This window comes from Streptomyces fradiae (assembly GCF_041270065.1).
Taxonomy (GTDB): domain Bacteria; phylum Actinomycetota; class Actinomycetes; order Streptomycetales; family Streptomycetaceae; genus Streptomyces.
The window spans coordinates 3,901,157-3,927,202 of sequence record NZ_CP065958.1 but is presented as its reverse complement, the minus strand read 5'-3'; the positions used below and the strand labels follow the sequence as shown (position 1 = coordinate 3,927,202).

At 71.0% G+C, this 26,046-nt stretch carries 25 protein-coding genes and 1 tRNA gene; 16 read left to right on the top strand and 10 right to left on the bottom strand.

What is annotated here, in order from left to right:
* The first annotated feature begins 177 nt into the window (after positions 1-177).
* Positions 178-606 carry a DUF6344 domain-containing protein gene (locus JAO84_RS17810; RefSeq protein ID WP_370413774.1) on the top strand — a complete coding sequence of 143 codons (429 nt, stop codon included), beginning with the start codon at positions 178-180 and terminating at the stop codon, positions 604-606.
* 140 nt (positions 607-746) lie between these two features.
* On the opposite strand, the gene JAO84_RS17805 is transcribed toward JAO84_RS17810, so the two are convergent.
* Positions 747-1,439 (bottom strand): DUF5324 family protein, encoded by a 693-nt coding sequence (locus JAO84_RS17805; RefSeq protein ID WP_370413773.1) that lies wholly within the window; start codon positions 1,437-1,439, stop codon positions 747-749.
* Between the two features lie 165 nt (positions 1,440-1,604).
* Between JAO84_RS17805 and JAO84_RS17800 the strand changes: the two genes are divergently transcribed.
* Both JAO84_RS17800 and JAO84_RS17795 read left to right on the top strand, forming a co-directional pair.
* A complete protein-coding gene (locus JAO84_RS17800) occupies positions 1,605-2,132 on the top strand; it encodes a peptidylprolyl isomerase (RefSeq protein WP_370413772.1) in 528 nt (175 codons plus the stop codon).
* Between the two features lie 124 nt (positions 2,133-2,256).
* Positions 2,257-3,102 carry a rhomboid family intramembrane serine protease gene (locus JAO84_RS17795; RefSeq protein ID WP_370413771.1) on the top strand — a complete coding sequence of 282 codons (846 nt, stop codon included), beginning with the start codon at positions 2,257-2,259 and terminating at the stop codon, positions 3,100-3,102.
* Between the two features lie 267 nt (positions 3,103-3,369).
* Here the strand turns inward: JAO84_RS17795 and crgA are convergent, their stop codons facing one another.
* Positions 3,370-3,627 carry a cell division protein CrgA gene (gene crgA / locus JAO84_RS17790; RefSeq protein WP_265861455.1) on the bottom strand — a complete coding sequence of 86 codons (258 nt, stop codon included), beginning with the start codon at positions 3,625-3,627 and terminating at the stop codon, positions 3,370-3,372.
* 172 nt (positions 3,628-3,799) lie between these two features.
* Between crgA and JAO84_RS17785 the strand changes: the two genes are divergently transcribed.
* The 6 genes from JAO84_RS17785 (at position 3,800) to JAO84_RS17760 (ending at position 8,238) form a co-directional block, all read left to right on the top strand.
* Positions 3,800-4,567 carry a DUF881 domain-containing protein gene (locus JAO84_RS17785; protein ID WP_370413770.1) on the top strand — a complete coding sequence of 256 codons (768 nt, stop codon included), beginning with the start codon at positions 3,800-3,802 and terminating at the stop codon, positions 4,565-4,567.
* A gap of 51 nt (positions 4,568-4,618) precedes the next feature.
* A complete protein-coding gene (locus JAO84_RS17780; protein ID WP_370413769.1) occupies positions 4,619-5,311 on the top strand; it encodes a class E sortase in 693 nt (230 codons plus the stop codon).
* A gap of 65 nt (positions 5,312-5,376) precedes the next feature.
* A complete protein-coding gene (locus tag JAO84_RS17775) occupies positions 5,377-5,538 on the top strand; it encodes a hypothetical protein (RefSeq protein WP_169092881.1) in 162 nt (53 codons plus the stop codon).
* Positions 5,535-6,173 carry an aminodeoxychorismate/anthranilate synthase component II gene (locus JAO84_RS17770; protein ID WP_370413768.1) on the top strand — a complete coding sequence of 213 codons (639 nt, stop codon included), beginning with the start codon at positions 5,535-5,537 and terminating at the stop codon, positions 6,171-6,173. Before JAO84_RS17775 ends, JAO84_RS17770 begins: the two co-directional genes overlap by 4 nt.
* Positions 6,170-7,516 carry a class E sortase gene (locus tag JAO84_RS17765; protein ID WP_370413767.1) on the top strand — a complete coding sequence of 449 codons (1,347 nt, stop codon included), beginning with the start codon at positions 6,170-6,172 and terminating at the stop codon, positions 7,514-7,516. The genes JAO84_RS17770 and JAO84_RS17765 overlap by 4 nt, the downstream gene beginning before the upstream one ends.
* A gap of 41 nt (positions 7,517-7,557) precedes the next feature.
* On the top strand, positions 7,558-8,238 hold the full coding sequence (locus tag JAO84_RS17760) for a class E sortase (RefSeq protein ID WP_370413766.1): 681 nt from the start codon (positions 7,558-7,560) through the stop codon (positions 8,236-8,238).
* A gap of 89 nt (positions 8,239-8,327) precedes the next feature.
* Here the strand turns inward: JAO84_RS17760 and pknB are convergent, their stop codons facing one another.
* The 6 genes from pknB to JAO84_RS17730 all read right to left on the bottom strand — a co-directional run bounded on the left by pknB (position 8,328) and on the right by JAO84_RS17730 (position 16,517).
* Positions 8,328-10,313: a Stk1 family PASTA domain-containing Ser/Thr kinase gene (gene pknB, locus JAO84_RS17755; protein WP_370413765.1), complete on the bottom strand. Its 1,986-nt coding sequence runs from the start codon at positions 10,311-10,313 to the stop codon at positions 8,328-8,330.
* A 234-nt stretch (positions 10,314-10,547) separates the two neighbouring features.
* Positions 10,548-12,014: a peptidoglycan D,D-transpeptidase FtsI family protein gene (locus JAO84_RS17750; RefSeq protein ID WP_370413764.1), complete on the bottom strand. Its 1,467-nt coding sequence runs from the start codon at positions 12,012-12,014 to the stop codon at positions 10,548-10,550.
* Positions 12,011-13,453, bottom strand: a complete 1,443-nt coding sequence (locus JAO84_RS17745; RefSeq protein ID WP_370413763.1) for an FtsW/RodA/SpoVE family cell cycle protein — start codon at positions 13,451-13,453, stop codon at positions 12,011-12,013. The genes JAO84_RS17750 and JAO84_RS17745 overlap by 4 nt, the downstream gene beginning before the upstream one ends.
* 28 nt (positions 13,454-13,481) lie before the next feature.
* A complete protein-coding gene (locus tag JAO84_RS17740) occupies positions 13,482-14,969 on the bottom strand; it encodes a Stp1/IreP family PP2C-type Ser/Thr phosphatase (RefSeq protein ID WP_370413762.1) in 1,488 nt (495 codons plus the stop codon).
* A 113-nt stretch (positions 14,970-15,082) separates the two neighbouring features.
* Positions 15,083-15,610, bottom strand: coding sequence for an FHA domain-containing protein (locus JAO84_RS17735; RefSeq protein ID WP_265861470.1), 528 nt, complete (start codon positions 15,608-15,610; stop codon positions 15,083-15,085).
* A gap of 10 nt (positions 15,611-15,620) precedes the next feature.
* Positions 15,621-16,517 carry a DUF3662 and FHA domain-containing protein gene (locus JAO84_RS17730; RefSeq protein ID WP_265861471.1) on the bottom strand — a complete coding sequence of 299 codons (897 nt, stop codon included), beginning with the start codon at positions 16,515-16,517 and terminating at the stop codon, positions 15,621-15,623.
* 414 nt (positions 16,518-16,931) lie between these two features.
* Here JAO84_RS17730 and JAO84_RS17725 point away from each other — a divergent pair.
* The 3 genes from JAO84_RS17725 to JAO84_RS17715 all read left to right on the top strand — a co-directional run bounded on the left by JAO84_RS17725 (position 16,932) and on the right by JAO84_RS17715 (position 19,873).
* Positions 16,932-17,018 (top strand) — tRNA-Leu (locus JAO84_RS17725).
* Positions 17,019-17,248: 230 nt separating this feature from the next.
* Positions 17,249-19,120 (top strand): sensor histidine kinase, encoded by a 1,872-nt coding sequence (locus JAO84_RS17720; protein WP_370416797.1) that lies wholly within the window; start codon positions 17,249-17,251, stop codon positions 19,118-19,120.
* Positions 19,121-19,198: 78 nt separating this feature from the next.
* On the top strand, positions 19,199-19,873 hold the full coding sequence (locus JAO84_RS17715; RefSeq protein ID WP_370413761.1) for a response regulator: 675 nt from the start codon (positions 19,199-19,201) through the stop codon (positions 19,871-19,873).
* Positions 19,874-19,879: 6 nt separating this feature from the next.
* Here JAO84_RS17715 and JAO84_RS17710 read toward each other — a convergent pair whose 3' ends face one another.
* Entirely contained in the window at positions 19,880-20,350 is a 471-nt protein-coding gene (locus JAO84_RS17710; RefSeq protein WP_370413760.1) for a MarR family winged helix-turn-helix transcriptional regulator, read from the bottom strand.
* Between the two features lie 179 nt (positions 20,351-20,529).
* Here JAO84_RS17710 and JAO84_RS17705 point away from each other — a divergent pair, with 179 nt between their 5' ends.
* The 4 genes from JAO84_RS17705 to JAO84_RS17690 all read left to right on the top strand — a co-directional run bounded on the left by JAO84_RS17705 (position 20,530) and on the right by JAO84_RS17690 (position 24,778).
* A complete protein-coding gene (locus JAO84_RS17705; RefSeq protein ID WP_370416795.1) occupies positions 20,530-21,549 on the top strand; it encodes a hypothetical protein in 1,020 nt (339 codons plus the stop codon).
* 197 nt (positions 21,550-21,746) lie between these two features.
* A complete protein-coding gene (locus JAO84_RS17700) occupies positions 21,747-23,198 on the top strand; it encodes a DUF2252 domain-containing protein (RefSeq protein WP_370413759.1) in 1,452 nt (483 codons plus the stop codon).
* Positions 23,199-23,362: 164 nt separating this feature from the next.
* On the top strand, positions 23,363-24,379 hold the full coding sequence (locus JAO84_RS17695; protein ID WP_370413758.1) for a J domain-containing protein: 1,017 nt from the start codon (positions 23,363-23,365) through the stop codon (positions 24,377-24,379).
* A gap of 54 nt (positions 24,380-24,433) precedes the next feature.
* Complete coding sequence (locus JAO84_RS17690) at positions 24,434-24,778, top strand: rhodanese-like domain-containing protein (RefSeq protein WP_265861479.1); 345 nt, start codon at positions 24,434-24,436, stop codon at positions 24,776-24,778.
* A gap of 33 nt (positions 24,779-24,811) precedes the next feature.
* On the opposite strand, the gene JAO84_RS17685 is transcribed toward JAO84_RS17690, so the two are convergent.
* Complete coding sequence (locus tag JAO84_RS17685) at positions 24,812-25,963, bottom strand: acyl-CoA dehydrogenase family protein (RefSeq protein WP_370413757.1); 1,152 nt, start codon at positions 25,961-25,963, stop codon at positions 24,812-24,814.
* Positions 25,964-26,046: the final 83 nt, after the last annotated feature.

Genomic DNA, 26,046 nt, shown 5'->3' with positions numbered 1-26,046 from the left:
CTGCGCGGCGGCTGCGTGCCTCCGGACATCCCGGAGTCGCGTCCCCATCATGAGCAATGTACGAAAAGCGCGCAATCCGAAATGAACCATCCGAGAACGGCCCAGAACCCCGCGAGGCACGCGAACCGCGCGGAACCCTCGGGCCCTCGGGACTCGACACCACGAAAGTGAGGGGTCATGGCCACCGCCAAGGTCAAGCAGTTCTGGACCGCCTTCGTCTCCGTCCTCGTCGCCCTGCTCGCCTCCCTCGGCCTGGCGACTCCCGCCACCGCCGCCACCGCCCAGCCGGTCCTCGCCCAGGGCGACGAGCCCGCCCCGGCCGGCGGCGCCGAGAACCGCGCGGACCGCGCGGCCGTGCCGCTGCCCGCCCAGCGAACGGCACCCCACTGGCACCTCGCGCAGGGCCGCGCCGTGCCGCCCACCATCAAGCAGCGCATCGGCGCCGAGGCGCACGGTTCCTCCCCGGCCGTCCGTCACCTGCCGGTCGACGGCGACGCGGCCGACGGCCACGGTGCGGCGTACGGCTCCGGTTCCGGCTCGGCGTACGGCTCCGGCTCGGCCGAGCTGTCCGGCCTGGCGCTGACCGGCCGGACCGCGACCGCGTAGGGCGCGGCGGGAACCTCCGCCGCGCCCCGCTCGCTCGTACGACCGCCCGTACGTCGTTCGTGCCGCAGTCCGAACGACCGCAGTCCGTACCGCAGTCCGCAGAATGCAGTCCGCAGAACGCAGCCCGTACCGGCCGGCGATCAGCGACGTTCCTCGTCGCGCTTCGCGGCCTCCTCCTCGGCCTCCTTGGCCGCCACCCCGGGATCGAGTGACGCACCGCCGTCGTCGACGGACGACAGCCCGGTCTCCTCGTCCACCTCGGTGGGAGCGGGAGGTTCGACCAGCCAGTCGGGGTTGGCCTGCTTGTCCCACCACTTCCAGGCGGCGATCGCGCCGCCGACCAGAAGGCTGAGGACCACGAGGCCCTTGGCGAGACGTCCGGCCTTCGCCTGACGCTCATGCTTCTTCATGATCTTCTCGACGTCCCTCGGCGTCACCTGACCGCGCAGCGCGGCCCAGGCGGCGGTCGAGCGCGACCCGGCCTCCTCCAGGACCGGACCGGTCGCGGCAACCGCGTGCTCGACACGCGGAACGGTGTAGTCGGCCGCCTGACGGGCGGCCTTGCGGGTCACGGCCGCACAGCGCTGCGCGGCCTCGTCGACCCGCGGCGGCACGTGCGGTGCGACCAGGGTGTCGTACTGCGTACGCGCCTGAACACGGGCCTGCGACGCGGCCTTGGAGACTTTCGGGGCGAGCCTGACGCGCGCCTCGTGTGCGTACTGAACGGCCTGGTCCCTGGCTGTCTCGGCGTACGGCGCCACCACTTCCGCGGCGTGCACGACGCTCTCCTTCGCCGAACCTGTCGCGGCGCGCACGCTGTCCATGCGGGTCACGGGATTCCTCCTCCTCGGTGGCGATGTCGGTTTTTCACCTTTCCATCCTTTTTGGAATCATGCCTGCCGTACTGCGCTCCGGCATGCGGGGCGGGCATCCGGGGCATGCGGCCATGCGAGGATGCGCACGAAACGTGTGTGGTGTGGTGTGGAGGAAGGCAGAACGTGGCCGAGCAGCTGTACGCGACTCTGAAGACCGATCTGGGCGACATCGAGATTCGGCTGCTGCCGTTCCACGCCCCGAAGACGGTCCGGAACTTCGTCGAGCTGGCGCGCGGCGAGCGCGAGTGGACGCACCCGGCGACCGGTGCGGTCTCCACGGATCCGCTCTACGACGGCACGGTCTTCCACCGGGTGATCAAGGGCTTCATGATCCAGGGCGGCGACCCGCTGGGCAACGGCACGGGCGGCCCCGGCTACGAGTTCGCCGACGAGTTCCACCCGGAGCTGTTCTTCGACAAGCCGTATCTGCTCGCGATGGCCAACGCCGGCCCCGGCACCAACGGCTCGCAGTTCTTCATCACGCTCGGCGCGACGACCTGGCTCAACCGCAAGCACACGATCTTCGGCGAGGTCGTCGGCAAGGACAGCAAGGCGGTCGTGGACGCGATCGCCGCCGTGGACACCAACCCGCGCACCGATCGGCCGGTCGCCGACGTCGTGATCGAGACGGTCGTCATCGAGAGCCGCTGAACCGGTTCCCGGTTCCCGGTTATCCGGCACCCGGGTACCCGGTCAGGAACCTTTGCGCCCCGCCCGTCCGTATGGAGGGCGGGGCGATGTGCTTGCCCCGCCGACCCGTCCTCGGAGGACCTTCATGCACTGCTATCGCCATCCGGACGTCGAGACCGGCATCCGCTGCACGCGCTGCGAGAAGCCGATCTGCCCGGAGTGCATGGTGTCCGCGTCCGTCGGCTTCCAGTGCCCCGACTGCGTGCGCAACGGCTCCGGCACGGGTCACGCGCCGCACGCCAACACGCCGCGGACGGTCGCGGGCGGCCGGGTGGTGGCGGACGGCCGGCTGGTCACCAAGATCCTGATCGCGATCAACCTGGCCCTCTTCATCGCGGTCCAGGCGGCCGGCACCCAGCTGGTCGACCAGCTGGACATGATCGGGCACGCCTACAACCCGGCGCTCGACGAGGTCGTCGGCGTCGCGGACGGCGAGTGGTACCGGCTGATCACCTCGGCGTTCCTGCACCAGGAGGCCGCGCACTTCGTCTTCAACATGCTCGGCCTGTGGGTGATCGGCGGGATCGTCGAACCCGAGCTGGGCCGGATCCGCTACATCGCGCTGTGCCTGCTGTCCGGGCTCTCCGGATCGGCCCTGGTCTATCTCCTCGCCCCGGAGAACCAGGGCGCGCTCGGCGCGTCCGGCATCGTCTTCGGACTGATCGGCGCCTGGGTGGTGCTGGCCCGGCGGCACCGCTACGACATGCGGCCGGTGCTGATCTTCGTGGCGATCTCGCTGGTCTTCACCTTCGCCCGCCCCGGGGTCTCCTGGGAGGCGCACGTCGGCGGTCTGGTCGCGGGCGCGCTGCTCACGTACGCCTTCGTGCACGCGCCGAAGGTCCGGCGGGAGTTCGTGCAGTACGGGGCCTGCGGACTGCTGCTGCTGATCGACCTGGGGATCGTGCTGGCCCGCACCGCCGCGCTCACCTGAGCGCGAAGGGCTGTGGACGAGCTCTTCGGGAAGCTTTCCCCAGAGTTATCCACAGTGGGTGGCAGCGTGGCCACAGACACCCGGGTACGACCGCGCCCCCTGGCTCTGACCTGGGCTTACGGCACAGAGGCAGGGGGCGGAGCGTTTCCGCACAGGCGTTCTCGCGGTCGTACCGGCGTCAACACCGTGAGGGTTATCCACAGATCTTCGTAAGTTATCCAGTGCTGTGCACAACACTGTGGATAACTCAGGGCAGAGCTTGACGGGCTACTTCCACTGCGTGGACACACCGAAGCCGGCGGCGATGAAGCCGAAGCCGACGACGATGTTCCAGTTGCTGATGGACTCCAGCGGCAGCCGGCCGTCGGTGACGTAGAAGACCACGATCCACACCAGACCGATCGCGAACAGCGCGAGCATCACCGGCGCGACCCAGCTGCGGTTGGTCAGCTTGATCGACGCGGCCTGCTTCGACGCGGGCGGCGGCGTGTAGTCGGCCTTCTTGCGGATCCGTGACTTCGGCACGAGGGACTCTCCTGTCGATGCGCTGCGTGACCGCGCAGTGATCAGTGGCGGGGCGGGGTGCCGGGACCGGACGGAGCGGACCGTGACCACGGATGTGTCACAGCGCACCGCAGCCGCCGCCGGGCGTCCGTTAGCGTAGTGCTTCCGCGGCACCGAAGGGGATCAGGGTACGTTGAGCAATTCCGCCGACACTCCCACGGGACCGGGCCGAAGCCTCAGGTGGCGGCCGGTCCGGGTGCTCACCGCTGCCGTCTTCGCCCTCGCCGGACTGATCTTCGTCACCAGCTTCAACACCGCCAAGGGCACCAATCTGCGCACCGACGCCTCCCTCCTCAGGCTCTCCGACCTGATCGAGGAGCGCAGCCACAAGAACGCCGGCCTCGACGAGTCCGCCGCCGCGCTGCGCCGGCGGGTCGACGCCCTCGCCGCCCGCGACGACGGCTCCACCAAGGCCCAGGACGCGAAGTTCAAGGCCCTGGAGACCGCCGCCGGCACCACCGAGACCTCCGGCCCCGGCCTCACCGTCACCCTCAACGACGCCCCGCCGAACGCCCAGGCCGCCCCCGGCTACCCCGAGCCGCAGGCCAACGACCTGGTCATCCACCAGCAGGACCTGCAGGCCGTCGTCAACGCCCTGTGGCAGGGCGGGGCCAAGGGCATCAAGGTCATGGACCAGCGGCTGATCTCCACCAGCGCCGTGCGCTGCGTCGGCAACACCCTGATCCTCCAGGGCCGCGTCTACTCGCCGCCCTACAAGATCACCGCTGTCGGTGACCGCGACAAGCTGAACAAGTCACTCGCCGACTCCCCGGCGCTGCAGAACTACCAGCTCTACGTGAAGGCCTACGGTCTCGGCTGGAAAGTCGACGAGCACAAGGCGGTGACTCTGCCCGGCTACTCGGGCACAGTGGACCTCCACTACGCGAAGCCGGTGAGCTGAAGCCCGTGAGCCGAGGCCGGTGAGCTGAGGCCGACTGCTCGGGGAGGGCCGGTGGCACTGCGCCTGGTCGTACGGACCCTCAGCGAACTGTGCATCACCGCCGGCGCCCTGATCGTGCTCTTCGTCGCCTACCTCCTGTACTGGACGGGAGTGCAGGCCGACAGTGCCACCGCGGGTCAGCTCGACACCCTCCAGCAGGAGTGGGTGGACCACCCGGTCGAACCGGCCCCCGGGCCCGCCGCGCCCGGCGCGAAGCCCGCCCCCGCCCCGTACACCGCGGGCAAGGGCTTCGCCGTCATGTACGTGCCCCGGCTCGGCCGGGACTGGGAGTGGCCGGTCCTGGAGGGCACCGCCGTCGGCACCCTCAAGAAGGGCCTCGGCCACTACGCCGGCACCGCCCGGCTCGGCGAGACCGGCAACTTCTCCGTGGCCGGCCACCGCCGCACGTACGGAGATCCGTTCAAGGACTTCCCCCGGCTGCGCAAGGGCGACGCCGTGGTCCTCACCGACGGGACGACCTGGTTCACGTACCGGATCGACCGCGAGCCCTACCGGACCGTGCCCACCGACACCGGCGTCATCGACCCCGTGCCGCGCAAGTCCGGGTTCTCCGGGCCCGGCCGCTACCTCACCCTCACCACCTGCGATCCCGAGTGGGGCAGCAGCCACCGGCTGATCGCCTGGGCCCACCTGGACGCCACCCAGCCGGTGACGGCAGGTCGTCCACAGGCTTTGGACAGCTGACCCGCGAGCGCCCCTCCGACCCGTACTCTGGTCCCCGTAACGAACGGAAAGGGGCGGCGGACGTCATGTACGGATGGATCTGGCGGCATCTGCCGGGCAACGCCTGGGTGAAGGCGCTGATCTCGGTCGTGCTGGTGCTCGCGGTCGTCTACGCCCTCTTCCAGTACGTGTTCCCCTGGGCGGAGCCGCTGCTTCCGTTCAACGATGTGACGGTGGACGGCCAGTGAGCGCGCGAATTCTCGTCGTCGACAACTACGACAGCTTCGTCTTCAACCTCGTGCAGTACCTCTACCAGCTCGGCGCCGAGTGCGAAGTGCTCCGCAACGACGAGGTGGAGCTGAGCCACGCCCAGGACGGCTTCGACGGCGTGCTGCTCTCGCCCGGGCCGGGCGCGCCCGAACAGGCCGGGGTGTGCATCGACATGGTGCGCCACTGCGCCGCGACCGGGGTGCCCGTCTTCGGCGTCTGCCTCGGCATGCAGTCCATGGCCGTGGCGTACGGCGGAGTCGTCGACCGGGCGCCCGAGCTGCTGCACGGCAAGACCTCGCCGGTCGTCCACGGCGGCAAGGGCGTCTTCGCCGGACTGCCCTCGCCGTTCACCGCGACCCGCTACCACTCGCTGGCCGCCGAGCCCGCCGCCCTGCCGGCCGAGCTCGAGGTCACCGCGCAGACCGAGGACGGCATCATCATGGGGCTGCGCCACCGTGAACTGCCCGTCGAAGGCGTGCAGTTCCACCCCGAGTCGGTGCTCACCGAGCACGGGCACCTGATGCTCGCCAACTGGCTGGAGCAGTGCGGCGACACGGGCGCGGTCGCGCGGTCGGAAGGACTCGCGCCGGTGGTGGGCAAGGCCGTCGCGTGACGGCCGGGTCGCCGTGGTTCCGGGCGGCGAACCTGCCGGAGGAACCGGAGCACGGGCCCGAGCACGGGCCGGGGCAGGCACCGGGGCAGTTGCCCCCCGACGGGTCGATACCCGGCTCCGGTCCGGTCCCGCAGCAGGCGTACGGGCCGGAGGCGTCCGGCTACGAGCCCTACGAGGCCTACGAGCAGCCCTACGAGCGGCCCTACGAGCCGATACCGGGCCCGGAGGCCTACGAGGACCACGGGGGCGCCTACGGGGCCGAGGAGCCGCTTCAGGAGCCTCAGGCGCCTCATCAGCCGCAGGCGCCCCAGCAGCCTCAGGAGACCTACTACGCGGAGCAGGGGGCGTACACCGCCACGCCCGCGTACGAGCCCGCCGACTACGCCGCTCCGGTCGCCGGGGACCCGGTCGCGGTCGACGTACCGGACGACGACCTGACCGGCCATCCGGACGACTCCGGGACGATGGCGCTGCGCACCGTCGAGGAGCCCTCGCAGGGCCCCGGGCCCGCCGCCCCCGGGCCGGGGCGCGCCGAGCGCCGCAAGGCCGCCCGGCGCAAGGGCGGACGCGGTGGCGCCGCCGCCGCGGCCGGGCCGGAGCCGGCCGCCACGGACGAGCCCGCCCGCCCGCTCTCCCGGGTCGAGGCCCGCAGGGCCGCCCGCGCCGCCAAGGAGAGCCCCGGCGTCGTCCTCAGCCGCGCGGTCGGCGAACTCTTCATCACCTTCGGCGTGGTGATGCTGCTCTTCGTCACCTACCAGCTGTGGTGGACCAACGTCCGCGCCGGCCAGGAGACCGACCAGGCCAAGCAGGACATCGAGAACTCGTTCAACCAGGGCGACAAGGACCCGGGCGCCTTCGAGCCCGGCAAGGGCTTCGCCATCATGTACATCCCGAAGCTCGACGTCGTCGTCCCCGTCGCCGAGGGCATCAGCAAGACCAAGGTCCTCGACAAGGGCATGGTCGGCCACTACGGCGAGGGCGAGCTGAAGACCGCGATGCCCGCCGACAAGCAGGGCAATTTCGCCGTCGCCGGCCACCGCAACACCCATGGCGAGCCGTTCCGTTACATCAACCAGCTGGAGCCCGGCGACCCGATCGTCGTGGAGACCCGCGACGCCTACTACACGTACGAGATGGCGAGCATCCTCCCGCAGACCTCGCCGTCCAACGTCTCGGTCATCGACCCGGTGCCGCGGGGCTCCGGCTTCAAGGGACCCGGCCGCTACATCACGCTCACCACCTGCACGCCCGAGTTCACCAGTACGTACCGCATGATCGTGTGGGGCAAGCTCGTCGAGGAACGCCCGCGCGACAAGGGAAAGCCGGACGCGCTCGTAGGCTGAACCCCACCATCGACACCACCACTTCGGAACGGGACGGCCCTGTGGCACGAGCGCGCAACCGGATCGCCGGGATCATCAGCGTCTTCGGTGAACTCCTCATCACCGCGGGCCTCGTCCTCGGTCTCTTCGTCGTCTACTCGCTGTGGTGGACCAACGTGCTCGCCGACCGGGCCGCCGGCAAGGAGGGCGACCAGGTCCGCGACCACTGGGCCGCCGACCCCGGCCCCGGCGCCCTCGACACCAAGGACGGCATCGGCTTCCTGCACGTGCCGGCCATGGGCGACGGCGAGGTCCTGGTGAAGAAGGGCACCGACAGCGACATCCTCAACGGCGGCGTCGCCGGCTACTACACCGAGCCGGTCAAGTCCGCGCTGCCGCAGGACAAGCAGGGCAACTTCACGCTCGCCGCGCACCGCGACGGCCACGGCGCCAAGTTCCACAACATCCACAAGCTCAAGGCGGGCGACGCGATCGTCTTCGAGTCCAAGGACACCTGGTACGTCTACAAGGTCTACAAGACCCTCCCGGAGACCACGAAGTACAACGTGGACGTCCTCATGCCGGTCCCCAAGGAGTCCGGCAAGGCGAAGCCGGGCCGCTACATCACCCTCACCACGTGCACCCCGATGTACACCTCGGACTTCCGCTACATCGTGTGGGGCGAGCTGACCCGCACCGAGAAGGTCGACGCCCGGCGCACGCCGCCCGCCGAACTGCGCTGAGCACCTGCGCTCGGCACAACGAAAGTGGACCCGCCCAGAAGGGCGGGTCCACTTTCGTATGTCCTGCGGTAGCGGCTACCGACGACCGGCTAGCCGAAGAAGCCGCCGTTCCCGTCGTCGTTGTTGCCGCCCACCGTGAACACGGTGACGGTGTCACCCGCGTTCACCATCGAACCGGCCGGCGGGTTGGTGCCCATGACGGTCGCGTTGCCCTTGTCCGAGCCCTGCTGGACCACGCTCAGGCCGAGGGCCTCCAGCTGCGCCTTCACCTCGCTGAACTTCTTGCCGCCGACGTCGGTCGGGATCTGGACCTGAGCCGGCTGCTGCGGGCCCTTGGAGACCTTCAGCGTGATCTGGACGTCCTTCGGCTGGTTGGTGTCGCCGTTCGGGGTCTGGCCGACGACCGTGCCCGCGGGCTGGTCGGAGTCCACGTCCTGGCGGGCGACATTGGTGAAGCCGAGCCCGGAGAGCTGCTGCACGGCCTGGTCGTAGCTGCGGTTGGTGACGTTGGGCAGCTGCGACTGCTGCTTCTTGGAGACGGTGATGGTGACCGTGGAGTTCTTCTCCGCCTTCGAGTTGCCGGTCGGGTCCTGGCTCAGGACCTTGCCCGGATCCTCGTCGGACTCCTTCTGCTCGACGACGACCTTGAAGCCCTTGGCGCGCAGGGTCTCCTCGGCGCGTGCCTGGGACTGCTCGACGACGTCCGGGACCTCGACCTGCGGCGCGCCCTCGGAGACGATCACGTTGATGGTCGCGCCGGTGTCGATCTTCGCCACGCCGTCGGCCGCCGGGTCCTGCGAGCAGATCAGGCCCTTCGGCTGGTCGCAGCGCTCGGTCCCGGCCTGGGCGACCTTCACCTGCGAGTTCGTCGCGAGGCCCTCGGCCTCCTTCAGGGACTTCCCGACGAAGGACGGGACCGGCACCTGCTGCGGCTTGTCGTTGCCCTTCATCAGCGAGTTGCCGATGAGGATCGCGCCGACCAGGACCAGGACGCCGGCGAGGACCAGCAGGATGGTCGAGGTGTTCGACTTCTTCTGGCGGTTCTGGCGGCGCCCGCCCTGGCGGTCGTCGTAGCCGTAGCCGCCGTCGTCCGGGTTCATCGGCGGCAGCATCGTGGTCTGCCCGCCCGGGTCGGCCTGGCGCAGTGCCGTCGTCGGCTGGTCGTCCGGGGCGTATCCGCCGCCGTAGCCCCCGCCGTACGCGGCGGCGCCCATCGCGGCGGTCGCGGCGACCGGCTGGCCGTCGAGGCACGCCTCGATGTCCGCGCGCATCTCGTCGGCGGACTGGTAGCGGTAGTCGGGGTCCTTGACCAGCGCCTTCAGGACGATGGCGTCCATCTCGGGCGTGATCTCGGGGTCGTAGACGCTCGGCGGCTGCGGCTCCTCGCGCACGTGCTGGTACGCGACGGCGACCGGCGAGTCGCCGATGAACGGCGGCCGCACGGTCAGCAGCTCGTAGAGCAGACATCCGGTGGAGTACAGGTCGGAGCGGGCGTCGACCTGCTCGCCCTTGGCCTGCTCCGGGGAGAGGTACTGCGCCGTGCCGATCACCGCGGCGGTCTGCGTCATGGTCATGCCCGCGTCGCCCATGGCGCGCGCGATGCCGAAGTCCATGACCTTGACCTGGCCGGTGCGGGTCAGCATGACGTTCGCCGGCTTGATGTCACGGTGCACGATGCCGGCGCGGTGCGAGTACTCCAGCGCCTGCAGGATGCCGACGGTCATCTCCAGCGTGCGCTCGGGCAGCAGCTTGCGCCCGGAGTGCAGCAGCTCACGCAGGGTCGACCCGTCGACGTACTCCATCACGATGTACGGGATGGACACGCCGTCGACGTAGTCCTCGCCGGTGTCGTAGACCGCGACGATCGCCGGATGGTTCAGCGAGGCGGCAGACTGGGCTTCGCGGCGGAACCGGGCCTGGAAGGACGGATCACGGGCGAGATCGGCCCGCAGCGTCTTCACGGCCACGGTGCGGCCGAGCCGGGTGTCGTGCGCGAGGTACACCTCGGCCATGCCACCACGGCCGAGCACCGAGCCCAGCTCGTACCGGCCGCCGAGGCGACGCGGCTCTTCCATAGCTTCTCCAGCCCTCTCCGTCTGTCCCGACCGCACCCGTGTGTGGTCCGGCGGTGTGTGCTGTTCGCGCATACGCTACCGGCCGCGGGGAACCGCTTCGTCCGCCGACCGCCACCTGATACCCGACCGGTACACGGCCGGGGCCCGGGCGTGGCGCCGGTCACCGAGCCCGGCGACCGGCCCGGCGCCGTACGTCCGGAAGATCAGCTTCTGCCCTTCAGCCCCGGCCGCCGTTCAGCTCCTGCCCTTCAGCACGGCCTTCATGACGGCCTTGGCGATCGGGGCCGCCAGGCCGCCGCCCGTGATGTCCTCGCGGTTCGTGCCCGCCGAGTCCTCGACGACCACGGCGACCGCGACCGGCGAGCCGTCCGCCGTCTTCGCGTAGGAGATGAACCAGGCGTACGGCCGCTTGGCGTTCTTCTCGCCGTGCTGCGCCGTACCGGTCTTGCCGCCGACCTTCACGCCGTCCATGTTCACGTCGGCGTTGCCGCCGGTGCCGTTGGAGACGACGTTCTCCATCATCTGCTGGAGCTTCTGGGCGGTCTCCGGGGAGACCGGGCGGCTGAGCTCCGACGGCTCGGTCTTCTCCAGGACGTCCAGGTTCGGCGCGCGCAGCTCGTCGATCATGTACGGCTTCATCAGCTTGCCGTCGTTGGCGATCGCGGCCGTGACCATCGCCATCTGCAGCGGGGTGGTCGCGGTGTTGAACTGGCCGATCGACGACAGGGCGTTTCCACCGCGGTCGGCGTTCTTGTCGAAGACCGAGGAGACGGCGCGAACCGGAACGAACTGCTCGGCGTTGAAACCGAACTTCTCGGCCGTCTCGACCATCTTGTCCTGGCCGACGTCGTCACCGAGCTTCGCGAACACCGAGTTGCAGGAGACCTCGAGCGCCTTGTTCAGGCTCGCGTTCGCGCAGCCGCTGGCGTGGTTCACCATCTCCTTGGTGGAGAGGGGGATCTTCCAGCCCTCGGGGGTGTCGGTGGGCGCGTTGATGTCGGTGACCTTGCCGCTCTCGAGCGCCGCGGCGGCGGTGACCACCTTGAACACGGAGCCGGGCGGGTAGATCTCGCGCAGCGCGCGGTTCAGCTTCGGCTTGTTCTTGTCCTTCTCCAGGGCGTTCCACGCCTCGGAGTCCTTGTTGTGGTAGCCGGCGAAGGACGCGGGGTCGTACGACGGGGTGGACGCGAGCGCCAGGATCTTGCCGGTCGACGGCTCGATCGCCACGACCGCGCCCGTCTTGGAGCCGAGGCCCTTGAACGCGGCCTTCTGCGCGGCCCCGTTCAGGGTGGTGACGACGTCGCCGCCCTTCTTCTTCTCGCCCGTGAACATCGACAGCGTGCGGTCGAAGAACAGCCGGTCGTCGTTGCCGGTGAGGATGCCGTCCTCGATCTTCTCGATCTGGCTGGCGTCGAAGGCCTGCGAGGCGTACCCCGTCACCGGCGCCCACATGGGGCCGTCGACATAGGTCCGCTTGTACGCGTAGAACTCGTCGCCCGAATCGACGGAGCCGGTGATCGGCTTGCCGTCGACGATGATGTTGCCGCGCTCGCTGGCGTAGCGCTCGATCGTCACCCGCCGGTTCTTCGGGTGGGCGTTGAGCTCGTCGGCGCGCACGTACTGGAGCCAGTTGTCGCGCACCAGCAGGGCGAGGATCAGCAGACCGCAGAAGATCGCGACCCGGCGCAGCGGCTTGTTCACGGACGGACCACCTGCGTCATCTCGGCGTCGGGGTTCGGGGCGGGGGAGGGCGCGGGGCGGCGCGCGGTGTCGCTGATCCGGATCAGCACGCCGATCAGCGCCCAGTTGGCGATCACGGACGAACCACCGTAGGCGAGGAACGGCATCGTCATACCGGTCAGCGGGATGAGGCCCATCACACCGCCGGCGACGACGAAGACCTGCAGCGCGAAGGCGCCGGACAGGCCCATCGCGAGGAGCTTGCCGAACGGGTCGCGGGCCGCCAGCGCGGTGCGCACACCGCGCTCGACGATCAGACCGTAGAACAGCAGGAAGACCATGACGCCGGCCAGACCGAGCTCCTCGCCGACGGTGGCGAAGATGAAGTCGGAGTTGGCGGCGAAGCCGATCAGGTCCGAGTTGCCCTGGCCCATGCCGGTGCCGAGGATGCCGCCGGAGCCGAACGACATCAGCACCTGCGTCATCTGGTCACAGGCCGCGGCCATGTTGGAGCCCTCGGGTGCCGTCTTCAGGCACTCGAAGGGGTCGATCCAGGCGGCCACACGGGACTTCACGTGCGAGGCGGTCGAGCCGACCACCACGGCGCCCGCGGTGGACATCAGCAGACCCATGACGACCCAGCTGGTCCGCTCCGTCGCCACGTACAGCATGATCACGAACATGCCGAAGAACAGCAGCGAGGTTCCGAGGTCGTTCTCGAAGACCAGGATGAGCAGGCTGATCGCCCAGATCGTCAGGATCGGGCCCAGGTCACGGCCACGCGGCAGGTACAGCCCCATGAAACGGCGGCTGGCCAGCGCCAGCGCGTCCCGCTTCACCATCAGATAGCCGGAGAAGAACACGGCCAGGACCAGCTTGGCGAACTCACCGGGCTGGATGGAGAAACCACCGACGTTGATCCAGATCTTGGCGCCGAACACGTCGGAACCCAGACCGGGCACGAGCGGCAGCAGCAGCAGGACGAGCGCGGCGGCCATCGAGATGTACGTGTAGCGCTGCAGGACCCGGTGGTCCTTCAGGATCAGCAGCACGCCCACGAACATCGCGATGCCGATCGCCGAGTACATCATCTGCTTCGGCGCGTCCGGGCTGAAGCTGTTGAACTGCGCCATCGACCGGGCGATCAGCCGCGGCGACTGGTCCAGGCGCCAGATCAGCACCAGACCCATGCCGTTGAGCAGCGTCGCCAGCGGCAGCAGCAGCGGGTCCGCGTACGGCGCCCACTTGCGCACCACGAGGTGCGCGACGCCCGCGAGGAGGGTGAGCCCCGCCCCGTACCCGAGCATGCCCGCCGGCACCTTCCCGTCGATCGCCAGACCGACGTTCAGGTACGCGAACACCGGGATGGCGACGGCGATCGCGAGCAGCACCAGCTCGGTGTTGCGGCGGCTCGGCGCCTCGATCGCGCCGATGGTGGTCGTGTTGGTGACAACGCTCATGGTGGTGAAAGGCCCCCTACGGGTCTGCTTACTGCTTGCCGCAGTTCGAGGCCAGCTTCTGCTCCTCAGCGGACAGGGTCGGTCCGGGGGACGGCGCGGGCGCGGTCGGCTTGGTGTTCGGCGCGGCGGTGCCCTCGGCCGTCGGCGGCTTGGCGCTCGCCTTGTCCGCGGCGTCCGCGGCGGCCTTCTGGCGCTCCTCGGTCTTCTTGCAGGCCGAGGCCTGCAGCGCCAGCTCGGAGATCTTCGTCTGCGCCTTGCCGAGGCTGCCGCCCGCGATCGTGTCCTCGACCTGCTTGCGCTGGTACGCCGGCAGGTACTTGAGTTCGATCTCGGGGTGGTCCTTCTCGACCTCCGACAGCTTCACCCAGGCCAGGTCCTGGCTGATGCCCCGGTACAGCGCCACGTGCTCCTCGTTCGAGCCCACGTAGTACTGGGTCTGCGTCCAGCGCCATCCGCCGTACAGACCGCCGCCGACCACGGCCAGCGCCAGGATCAGGAAGAAGGACCGCTTCAGCCACTTGCGGCCGGTGCGCGGCTTCACGAAGTCGTCCTCGGCGTACGAGCCGAAGGAGCCCTGCGGCGGCATCCCGCCGTAACCGTGGTCGTCGCCACTGCCGGGCGGGCCGAAACCACCGGCCGGCGGCTGCTGGTGCGGCGCGGGCCGGCCGAGACCGGCGGCGCGGCCGGCCGGCGTGTGCATGGCACCGCCGTCGTGCAGCTGCGCCTGGTTCTCGGCGACCGCGCCGACGATCACCGGGGTGTCGCTGAGATGGCCGGCGAGGGTGTCGCCGCCGTCGACGTCCAGGACGTCGGCGATGATCACCGTGATGTTGTCGGGGCCGCCGCCGCGCAGCGCGAGCTGGATCAGCTCCTGCACGGTCTCCTGCGGGCCCTGGTAGCTGGCGAGGGTCTCCTCGAGCGTCTGGTGCGACACCACGCCGGACAGTCCGTCGGAGCACACCAGATAGCGGTCGCCGGCCCGGACCTCACGGATCGACAGGTCGGGCTCGACATGGTCGCCGCTGCCGAGCGCCCGCATCAGCAGCGAACGCTGCGGATGGGTGGTCGCCTCCTCCTCGGTGATCCGGCCCTCGTCGACCAGCCGCTGCACCCAGGTGTGGTCCTGCGTGATCTGCGTCAGGACGCCGTCGCGCAGCAGATACGCGCGGGAGTCGCCGACGTGCACCAGGCCGAGGCGCTGGCCCGTCCACAGCAGGGCGGTGAGCGTGGTGCCCATGCCCTCCAGCTGCGGGTCCTCCTCGACCATCATCCGGAGCTGGTCGTTGGCGCGCTGCACCGCCGTGCCCAGCGACGTGAGGATGTCCGAGCCGGGGACGTCGTCGTCGAGCGTCACCAGGGTGGAGATCACCTCGGACGAGGCGACCTCACCGGCGGCCTGGCCGCCCATGCCGTCGGCGATCGCGAGCAGCCGCGGACCGGCGTAGCCCGAGTCCTCGTTGCCCTCGCGGATCATGCCCTTGTGCGAGCCCGCGGCGAAACGCAGTGACAAGCTCATGCCCACCTGCCCTGTCGGCGCCGTGTCGGGGTGCCGCCGGTCTCGAGCCACACTGCCCACCCTCCGGTCGGGAGCCCGTGCTCGCTCCGCGCGCGCTCATTCATGATGTAGCACTACTTCCGAAGCTCGATGACGGTCTTGCCGATGCGGATCGGCGCGCCCAGCGGAATCGGCGTGGCGGTGGTGAGGCGGGTCCGGTCGAGATACGTGCCGTTGGTGGACCCGAGGTCCTCGACGATCCACTGACCGTCCCGGTCCGGGTAGATCCGCGCGTGCCGGCTGGAGGCGTAGTCGTCGTCCAGCACGATCGTCGAGTCGTGGGCCCGGCCCAGCGTGATGGTCTGCCCCTGCAGGGCGACCGTCGTGCCGGTGAGGGTGCCCTCGGAGACGACGAGCTTGGTCGGCGCGCCGCGGCGCTGCCGGCCGGCGGGCGCGGCCTGCTGGCCGCCCCGCTGCTGCGGCGGCGCGGCGGCCTGCCGCCCGGCCTGCTGCTGCGGCCGCGCGTCCTGGCGGCGCGAGCCGCGCTGGGTGACCCGCGTGCCGAACAGGTCACTGCGGATGACCTGCACGGCCACGATGACGAACAGCCACAGAACGGCCAGGAAACCCAACCGCATGACCGTCAGGGTCAGCTCTGACATTGCCCCCGCTTCACCCTTCGGCTTGCCGGTAAACGATGGTGGTGCTGCCCACGACGATCCGCGAGCCGTCGCGGAGCGTAGCGCGGGTGGTGTGCTGCCCGTCCACCACGATGCCGTTGGTGGACCCGAGATCCGTGATCGTCGAGGGCGTTCCGGTCCGGATCTCGCAGTGCCGGCGCGAGACGCCGGGATCGTCGATCCTCACGTCCGCTTCGGTGCTGCGGCCGAGAACCAGGGTCGGGCGGGAGATCTGGTGACGCGTGCCGTTGATCTCGATCCAGCGGCGCGTCTGACCGCCGCCTCCGCCCGGTACCGGCGCGGGGCCGGCGGGACGGCCCGCGGCGGGCGCCGTCGGACGGTGCCCGGGCATCGCCGGGGCGCCCGGCGGCGGGGCCGCGGGCATCGGCGGGGCGCCGGCGGGAGGGTATCCGTAGCCACCGCGGGGCGGCTGCTGGCCGCCCTGCGGGCCGGCCGGGGGGTACCCGTATCCGCCGGGGGCGGGCGGCTGCGACGGTGCCGCGGACTGTGACGAACTCGACGCGAGGGTGCGGCTGCGCACCCGGTACAGACCGGTGTCGAGGTCCTCGGCCTTCTCCAGGTGGACCTTGATCGGCCCCATGAAGGTGTACCGCTGCTGCTTGGCGTAGTCCCTGACCAGGCCGGCGAGCTCGTCGCCGAGCTGGCCCGAGTAGGGGCTGAGGCGCTCGTAGTCCGGCGCGCTCAGCTCCACGATGAAGTCGTTGGGGACGACGGTCCGCTCGCGGTTCCAGATCGTCGCGTTGTTGTCGCACTCGCGCTGGAGCGCGCCGGCGATCTCGACGGGCTGGACCTCGGACTTGAAGACCTTGGCGAAGGTGCCGTTGACGAGACCTTCGAGTCGCTGCTCGAACCGCTTCAGGACTCCCATGGGGCACCTCCTCCTTCGTTGTCGTCCTCGTACTGCTTACTGATCGTATCCACGCGTCGGGAAATCGGCTGGTTCCCCTTCTCTGCCCTGTGGACGAGTGTCACCTCTCACAGACCTTCCGCGCGTCTTCCCCCACGGATCGTAGAGGCGGCCTGTGGACAGTGTCCCGCACCCGGCCGCGGAGCAGGAGGGCCCCGTGCATCACATCCGTCCTTCCGTCCTCTCTGTTCCCGGCTCTGTTCCCGTCTCTGTTCTCGTCTCTCCTCTGTTCCCGTCTCTCTCCTCGTCCGCAGAGGAGAGGTCGAAACCGGGGCCGGGAGAACGGATGTGAATCCACGGCCTGCGACGTGCTAATCTTCAGATGTCGCCAGGCGAACGAACCGAAAAGGTGAGGGAGCCGGGAGACCACCCAATGCGCGGGTGGCGGAATAGGCAGACGCGCTGGATTCAGGTTCCAGTGCCCGCAAGGGCGTGGGGGTTCAACTCCCCCCTCGCGCACCAGTCGAATCGGTCGGCATCGTGATCACGATGCCGACCGATTTGCGTTTGTCGGACACAGTGAGGGTGGGTGTGAGGTAGCCCACGGAGGGCAGCGCGGCTCGGGGCGCGGCTCGGGGCGCGGGGGCGCGGGGGCGCGGCTTGGGGTTGCGACGTTCGTCGGTCGGAGGAGCGACGAAAGAGGACGGTGGGCGGGGCGGGGGCGCGCCTATCGTGCGGGCGTGGACGTTCCTATGAAGATCCGGACCGTCGCGGGGTGGCTCGGGACGTGGCTCGGCGCCGGGTGGCGATGGTTCGCGGTGCCGGGGCAGTGGTCGCGGCGCAGGACCGCGGGCGAGCTGGTGCTCGCCGTCGTCATGGCACTGCTGGCCGCGGGCACCGAGGACCTCACGGGCGGCGGCACATGGCGCCTGGCCGGGGTCGCCGCGGCCTCGGCCGTGCTGTCGCTGCTGCGTCGCCGGCTGCCCGCGGCCGTCCTGGTCGGCACCTCGCTGTGCACGCCGCTCGTGCCGGGGTTCCTGGCCCTGCTGATACTCGTCGGCTGGTCCGCCGGCCGCTACATCGCGGGCGCCGGGCGGGCGCTCGCCGCGTTCACCGCCGCGTACGCGCTGAACGTCGTGGGGACGCTGCTCGACGCGTGGGATCTGCACCGGATGCTGATGCTCGCGTTCATCTCCACGCTGTACTTCCTCGGTACGACGCTGGCGCCGGGCCTCGCCCATCGGTACTGGACGCAGCGGCGGACCCTGCTGCACGCGCTGCAGGAGCGGAACGTGCAGCTGCTGCGGGAGCGGGCGATGCTCGTGGGGCAGGCCAGGATGCGGGAGCGGCAGCGGATCGCGCAGGACATGCACGACAGCCTCGGCCACCAGCTGGCGCTGATCTCCGTGCACACCGGAGCCCTTGAGGTCGACCCGCACCTGACCGACCGGCAGCGGGAGGTCGTCGGGGTGCTGCGCGGTGCCTCCATGGACGCCATGCACGAGCTGCGCGAGGTCGTCGGCATCCTCCGCGACGGGGTGGAGGCGCCCGCCGCCGGCGATCCGGGTGCCCAGGTGGTGCGGCCCGGCGACGAGACGGGGCGGGCGGCCCGGGGGACCGCCGGCATCGAGGGGCTCGTCACGGCCGCCCGCGCCGCCGGGACGGCGATCGGCCTGACCCGGCACGGCGAGGCCCGGACGCTCGCGCCGGCCGTCGACCACGCCGCGTACCGGATCGTCCAGGAGGGCCTGACGAACGCCTACAAGCACGCCCCGGGTTCCAGGATCAGCGTGGAAGTGCGGTACGAGCCGGACGCGTTCGTCGTCGAGGTCCTCAACGAGCGGACGGACGGGGCACCTTCGGACGTGGTCAGCGGAGGCCAGGGCCTCACCGGGCTGCACGAGCGGGCCCGGCTCGTCGGCGGCATCGTCCACGCCGGCCCGGCGGACGGCGGCGGCTTCCGGGTCGCCGGGGTCCTGCCGTACGGGGCGGTGGAGACCACGCCGTTCGCCGACCCCTTCGCGCCGCCCGCGGCCGACGGGCCGGTCGTCCACCACCCCGTCCCGTACGCCGCTGCGTACGGCGCCCCGTACGGCGCTCCGCACGCCGCGCCTTTCGTCGATGCGGCCGACGACTTCCGACAGCAGTCGAAGCGGGCCTCGACCGGCCACCGTGGTCCCGTCGCAGTCGGACCGTCCGGCTGGACGGTGGCCGAACGGGAGCTGGCGATGGCGATGCAGGCGGGCAGGGGCAGGAGCACGGGCAGCGGGATAGCGATCGGCTGCGGGATAGCCGTCGCGGCCCTGGTGCTGCTGCTCGTGGCCGCGGGCTTCGGCATCTACTTCCTGATGGGCTCCATGTCGGAGGGGATGATCGACCCCGGGCAGTACGACGCGGTGAAGGTCGGCGACAGCGAGAAGGCGGTACGGGACAAGCTCCCTTCGGGTGACACGATCGCCACCAGCGGTCTGCACGACAAGGGACCTCAGGAGCCCGACGGTTCGAGCTGCCTCGTGCTGATGAGCTCGGAGGTCACCGACGATCTGGAGAAGGAGCCGGTGTTCCGGTTCTGCTTCAAGGACGGCAAGCTGATCGAGAAGAAGTCGTACGAGGTCGTGCGCTAGGCACGGGCGCGCGGGGGCCGTTGGGGAGTCGGAGTGGGCGGGGCAGGAACAGGGGCAGGGACGGGGTTCAGTGCGGGCGTGGGCACGGGCTTCGGAGCCGGCCGGCGGATCAGGGTCGTCATCGCCGACGACGAACCGCTGATCAGGGCCGGGATCCGGATGATCCTCACCTCGGACCCGGAGATCGAGGTGATCGCCGAGGCGACCAACGGCCGTGAGGCCGTCGACCTCGCCCGCTCCCACGCCGCGGACGTCGTCCTGCTCGACATCCAGATGCCCGTCCTCGACGGCCTGTCCGCCCTGCCGGAGCTGCGCCGCGCCGCACCCGCGACGAAAGTCGTCGTCCTGACCACCTTCGGCGAGCGGGAGAACGTGCTGCGCGCCCTGGAGCACGGCGGTGCGGGCTTCCTGCTCAAGGACACCGCGCCGGCCGAACTCATCCGGGCGGTACGGGCGGCCGCCGCGGGCGACGCCTATCTCTCGCCGGCCGCCACCCGGCATGTCGTCGAGCGGCTGGCCTCCGGCCGGGAGACGGCCCGCGCCGAGGAGGCACGGAACCGGATCGCCGCCCTCAGCGAGCGCGAGCGCGAGGTGCTCGCCCTGCTCGGAGAGGGGCTGTCCAACGCCGACGCGGGCCGCCGGCTGCACATGAGCGAGGCCACCGTGAAGACGTATGTGAGCCGCATCCTCGCCAAGCTGGACTGCGAGAACCGGGTGCAGGCGGCGCTGCTGGCCCGCGACGCCGGCCTGTAGCGGGCGTCAGGGGCGCGCCTCGGGGGCGGGGGCGGCCGGGCGGCCCGCGTCGCCCGCCGCGTTGTAGCGGAGCAGATAGCCCGCGAAGGCGGCCAGGTCCTCGGCCGACCAGTCCTTGAGGCGCTCCTCATAGGCGGCGAGCCGACTGGCCTGCGTCGAGGCCAGGAGCCGGGTGCCCGCGTCGGTCGGGTGCAGCACCTGGACCCGGTGGTCGTCCGGGTCCGGCCGCCGCTCGACCAGACCGAGCTTCTCCAGGGCCGCGATCTGCCGGCTCACCGTCGACTTGTCCAGCAGATAGTGCGCCGCGAGGTCCGTCGCCCGGCAGCCCTGCTGGTCGTCGATGTGGGCCAGCAGCGTGTACGAGACCAGCGGCAGCTCCGGATGGAGCCGCGCCGCCGCCGCCCGGGCCCGGCGGGCGAAGGCCGTCAGCTCCCGCTGGATGGTGTCGAGGGACGTCTCCCGCGCGCCGTCGCTCATGGTGCGCTCCCTGTGCCGCGGGTGGCCCGCTGGTCGGGCCTTCCCCTTCGGTTGTATAGTACAACGGTTCTTTGGTTGTAAAAGCCAACCGTCACCCATGGAGGATTCAGGTGTCCACAGGACAGACCACCAAGGGAGCACTGCGCCACGTCCTCGGGCATCTCCTCACCCCCCTGCTGATGTGCATCGGCATGGGACTCGCCTACCTCGGCGCCTTCCACGCCCCCGAACCCCACGACCTCCGCGTCGACATCGTCGGCACCGGCCCCCAGACCCAGGTCCTCGCCCAGACCCTCCACGACAAGGGCGCCGGCGCCCTCGACGTCCGCACCGTCCCCGACCGCGCCGCCGCCACCGCAGCCCTCCGCGACCGGTCCAGCTTCGGCGCCTACCTCCCCGGCACCCCCGGCCACGCCCCCGAACTCCTCGTCGCCTCCGCCGCCTCCGACACCAGCGCCATGGCCGTCGAGAAGGTGTTCACCAAGGTCGCCGCCACCCACGACCAGCCCCTCAAGGTCACCGACGTCGCCCCCGTCGCCTCCGGCGACCCCACCGGCCAGGGCGTCTTCTTCCTCCTCGTCGCCCTCAGCATCGGCTCCTACGCCTCCGTCGCCGTCATCGGCGGCGCCGGAGCCGTCCTCCCCATGCGCATCCGGGCCCTGCTCGCCGCCGGCATGTCCCTCGTCGTCAGCCTCGTCGGCGCCGTCTTCGCCGGACCCCTCTTCCACCTCGTCGACCACGGCCTCGGCGGCGTCTGGGCCCTGTCCTGGCTGTACAGCGCGGGCATCCTGCTGACCGGCGTCGAACTGCACACCTTCCTCAAGCGCTGGACCACCCTCGGCGTGATGGTCCTCTTCGTGATGCTCAACTTCACCAGCTCCGGCGGCATCTACCGGCCCGAACTCCAGCCCGGCTTCTTCGGCTCCCTGCACGCCTTCTGGAACGGCGCCGGATTCGTCGAAGGCGTCCGCGCCCACGTCTACTTCGACGGCCACGCCCTCGGCCGCAACGTCCTCGTCCTCGCCCTCTGGTTCCTCGCCGGCGCCGCCCTCGTCGCCCTCGCCGGCCGCACCGAGAACCGCCGCCGCACCGTCGCCGCACCGGCCGCCGTGGCTGTCCCGGCGCAGATGAAGGCAGAAGCGGAAGAGGAGATGGAGGAGGGGATCGAAGAGGAGATGGAAGAGGCCGTCGGCGTCTGATCCGGCACCGCCGGAGTTGTCCACAGGCGGTTGTCCACAGGGGGAGACGGCCTCACGGCCCCGGCTGTACGGTCTTGCCCAGTCGCCCGAGCCGATGTCGACGACACGACACGGCGAGGGCTCCGCACAGCACGCGAGACACACGCGACACCTGCGACACACGCACGACGGGGGAGGACGTCCCAATGGACGACACGATGACAGCGGTACCGGTACCGCGCGAACACACCGCGGACACCCAGCCGCCCACCCGCCTCCCCCGCGTGCCCGGCTTCGCCCCGCACACCACGGCCGGAGCCGCCGCCACCGCCCGCCAGCGCGGCAAGGCCCTCCGCGACGACGTCCCCCGCTCCGCCCACGCCACCCTCACCCCCGTGCCCGGCCGCCCCGACGCCGTCCGCGCCGTCGAGGAGTCCAACCAGGGCCGCGTTCCCGAACTCGCCCCCATCCGCGTCGGCCGCATGTCCGCCAGCCCCTTCGCCTTCCTCCGCGGCTCCGCCGGCCTCATGGCCCACGACCTCACCGGCTCCCCCGTCACCGGCATCGCCGCCCAGCTCTGCGGCGACGCCCACGCCGCAAACTTCGGCCTCTACGGAGACGCCCGCGGCCGCCTCGTCATCGACCTCAACGACTTCGACGAAACCGTCGTCGGCCCCTGGGAATGGGACCTCAAGCGGCTCGCCACCTCCCTCGTCCTCGCCGGCCGCGAAGCCGGCGCCGACGAGGACACCTGCCGCGCCGCCGCCTTCGACACCGCAGGCGCCTACCGCCGCACCATGCGCCTCCTCGCCCGGCTCTCCGCCCTCGACGCCTGGAACGCCATCGCCGACGAGGAACTCGTCTCCCACACCGACGCCCGCGACCTCATAGGCACCCTCGAACGCGTCTCGGCGAAGGCCCGCAACAACACCAGCGCCCGCTTCGCCGCCCGCTCCACCGAAGCCGTGCCCGACATCGAAGGCGGCGGCCGGCGCTTCGTCGACGCCCCACCGGTGCTCCGCCGCGTCGGCGACCGCGAAGCCGCGGCCGTCGCCGCCTCCCTCGGCCCCTACCTGGCCACCGTCTCCGAGGACCGGCTCCCGCTCCTCGCCCGCTACGCGATACACGACGTCGCCTTCCGCGTCGTCGGCACCGGCAGCGTCGGCACCCGCTCCTACGTGGTGCTGCTGCTCGACCACCGCGGCGAGCCCCTCGTCCTCCAGGTCAAGGAAGCCCGCCCCTCCGCCCTGCTCCCGCACCTCCCCGCCGTCGGCTTCACCATCCCCGACACCGGACACGAAGGACGGCGCGTGGTGCTCGGACAGAAGCGGATGCAGGTCGTCAGCGACATCCTGCTCGGCTGGACCACCGTCGACGGGCGCCCCTTCCAGGTGCGCCAGTTCCGCAACCGCAAGGGCAGCGTCGACCCCGCCGCCCTCACCGCCGACCAGTTCGACGACTACGGCCGCATGACCGGCGCCCTGCTCGCCCGCGCCCACGCCCACAGCGCCGACCCGCGCCTGATAGCCGGCTACTGCGGCAAGAACGAGGAGCTCGACGAGGCCATAGCCGCCTTCGCCGTCGCCTACGCCGACCGCACCACCGCGGACCACGCCGACCTCGTCACGGCCATCCGCACCGGCCGCATGGCCGCGGAAGCGGGCGTCTGAGCCGAGGCGGCCATCGGCCGGCGCCTGCGCGGCGGCCTGCGCCGACGTGAGCCGCGGGCTGCGCGGGCTGGGGGGCTGCCCATGAGCGGGGCCACAAACGAACAACGAGGGGGGAGGGGAGGGGGAGGGAGGGGGGAGGGGCCCCAAGGAGGACCGTAGGCTGGATGGGACGAGCCGGAACGAGGACGTGGACGGGCGTGGACGGCGTGGACGTGAGCGTGGACCAGGGCAGGGCCGGCGGGTCCGAGGAGCCGGGCGAGGACGGGCGTCCCGTCAAGGAGCCGTCGGCGGACGGGCGGCCCGCGGCCGGTGCCGCGAGCGAAGCCGGGGCCGGGCACGCTGCCGCCGCCGAGACCGGCGCCGGAGCCGGCACCGGTACCGGCGCTGATGCGAGTGCCGGTGGTGCCGACGAGCGGCCCGAGGCGCGGTTGGATCGGGCGGTACGGGTGGCCGAGCAGGCGCTGATCGAGTTCGAGATCGCCGTGGAGACGTTCCGGGTCGAGGTGGAGAACTTCTCGCGGCTGCATCACCAGCGGCTCGGGCCGATGTACGCACGCCTTGACGAGCTGGACGCGCGGGTCGCGGAGGCGCGGGCGGCGCGCAGTGGGGATCCGGAGGATCTGCGGCGGGCGCAGGAGGCGCGGGCCGCGGTCATGCCGATGCCCGGGGTGGAGGAGCTGTTCCACGACTGGGTGGATTCCGACGGGCTGTCGCCGGAGGCGGCGGCGATGCTGACGGACCGGCCGGTGCAGCCGCCGAAGCGGGTGCGGCCGTCGGACGAGGTGCGCAAGCTGTACCGGGATCTGGCGCGGCAGGCGCATCCGGATCTGGCGCGGGACGAGGACGAGCGGAAGCGCCGCGAGGAGTTCATCACCCGCGTGAACGCGGCCTATGCCCGTGGTGACGAGGCGCTGCTGCGGGAGCTGTCGGCGGAGTGGGCGGCCGGTCCGGTGCCGGTGGTGCGGCTGAGCGAGAGCGAGGAGCTCTACGCGCGGCTCGAGTGGCTGGCGCAGCGCAAGGAGATGCTGTCGCTGGTGGCGCGGGAGCTGGAGGAGAGCGCGATCGGGGCGATGCTGCGGTTGGCGCCGGACGATCCGGACCGTCTCCTGGAGGAGATCGCGGAGCAGCTGTTGGCGCAGGTCGCCGAGCGTGAGGCGGAGCTTGCCTCGCTGGTGCAGTAGTTTCGGTCGTGTGCGCCCGTGGGGGCGCGGTGTCGCAGAGAGAAGGCCAGGTCCATGAATTTCGCCCCGCTGCCGTCGGTCGACGCGGCTTCCGTGCCGGCCGGTGCTCTGGTGCTCGATGTCCGTGAGGACGACGAGTGGGCGGCCGGTCATGTCGAGGGTGCGCTGCACGTGCCGATGAGTGCGTTCGTGGCGCGGTTCGGTGAGGTGACGGAGGCCGTGGAGGACGGGCGGCAGGCGTTTGTGATGTGCCGGGTGGGTGGCCGGTCGGCGCAGGTCACGCAGTATCTGGTGGGTCAAGGCATCGACGCGGTGAATGTCGACGGCGGCATGCTGGCGTGGGAGGGCGCGGGGCGTCCGATGGTGACGGACGACGGAAGCCCCGCCTACGTCCTGTAGTTTCCCGGCCGCTCCTTCGGCCGGTTCTTCCGCTCAGCCGAGGAGGTGGGTGGCGAGGAGGTCGCCGAGTTCCTCTTCGTGCTGTGCGGCGGGGCCGAGGGCGAGTTCGAGGTGTTTGGCCCAGGCGTGGTAGCGGTGCAGGGGGTAGTCGGTGTCGGCGCCGAAGCCGCCGTGGAGGTGCTGGGCGGTCTGGACGACGCGGCGGACGCCTTCCGATGCCCAGATCTTGGCGACGGCGATGTCTCCGGCGGCCGGGAGTGAGCCGGCGGTGCCCGTGGTGTCCGTGGTGTCGATGGTGAGGCGCCAGGCGGCCTGCCAGAGGGTGGCTTCCATGGCGCGCAGGTCGATGTAGCGGTCGGCGGCCTGGACGGCGACGGCCTGGAAGGTGGCCACGGGGTGGCCGAACTGTTCGCGCTTGCCGGTGTATCGGCTGGTCATGGCGAGGACTTGTTCGCCGAGGCCGAGGGCGAGGGCGCAGGTTCCGGTGGTGAGGAGGCCGTGGAGCTCTTCCCAGGCGCCTTCGGTGTCGATGACGTCGGCGGGGTCGAGGCGGACGTCGTCGAGGCGGAGTGCGGCCAGGCGTTCGCCGTGGGTGCCGTACTGGTCGGTGAGGGTGAGTCCGGGCCGGCTGCGGGGCAGCAGGGCGAGGACGGTGTGTCCGTCGGGGGTGTGGGCGGGTACGGCGATGTGGTCGGCGTGGTGGGCCCAGGGGACGTTGCCGGTGTGGCCGTCGAGGGTCCAGCCGGTGTGGTCGCGGCGTGCGGTGACGGCGAGCGGGGCCGGGTCGTGGCCGGTGCGTCCGTGGGCGGCGGCGGTGAGGACGAGTTCGCCGCGGGTGACGCGGGGGAGCAGGGCGGCCCTGGTGGCTTCGGGGGCGTGGTGCTGGAGGGTGCGGGCGACGGCGCTGGTCTCCAGGAGGGGGACGCGGGCGAGGGCGCGGGCGGATTCGCGGAGGACCAGGCAGAGGGCGATGGGGTCGAGTCCGGAGCCGCCGTGGGCGGGGTCGAGGACGAGGCCGAGGAGGTCGGTGTCGGCGAGCCGGGCCCAGAGGGGGCGGTCGAAGTCGTCGGCGACGGCGCCCGGGGTGAGGGCGGGGCTGGGGACGCTGTCGGGTGCGACGTCGGCGAAGACGGCCTTGGCCGTTTCGGCGGCGGCCTGTTGTTCTTCGGTGAAGGTGAAGTCCACGGTCCTGTCCCTTCCGGCCTTGCCCCGGGGCGGATCTGACGGACCGTCAAGATAGAACAGGTTCTACCGGAAGGGAATGGCCG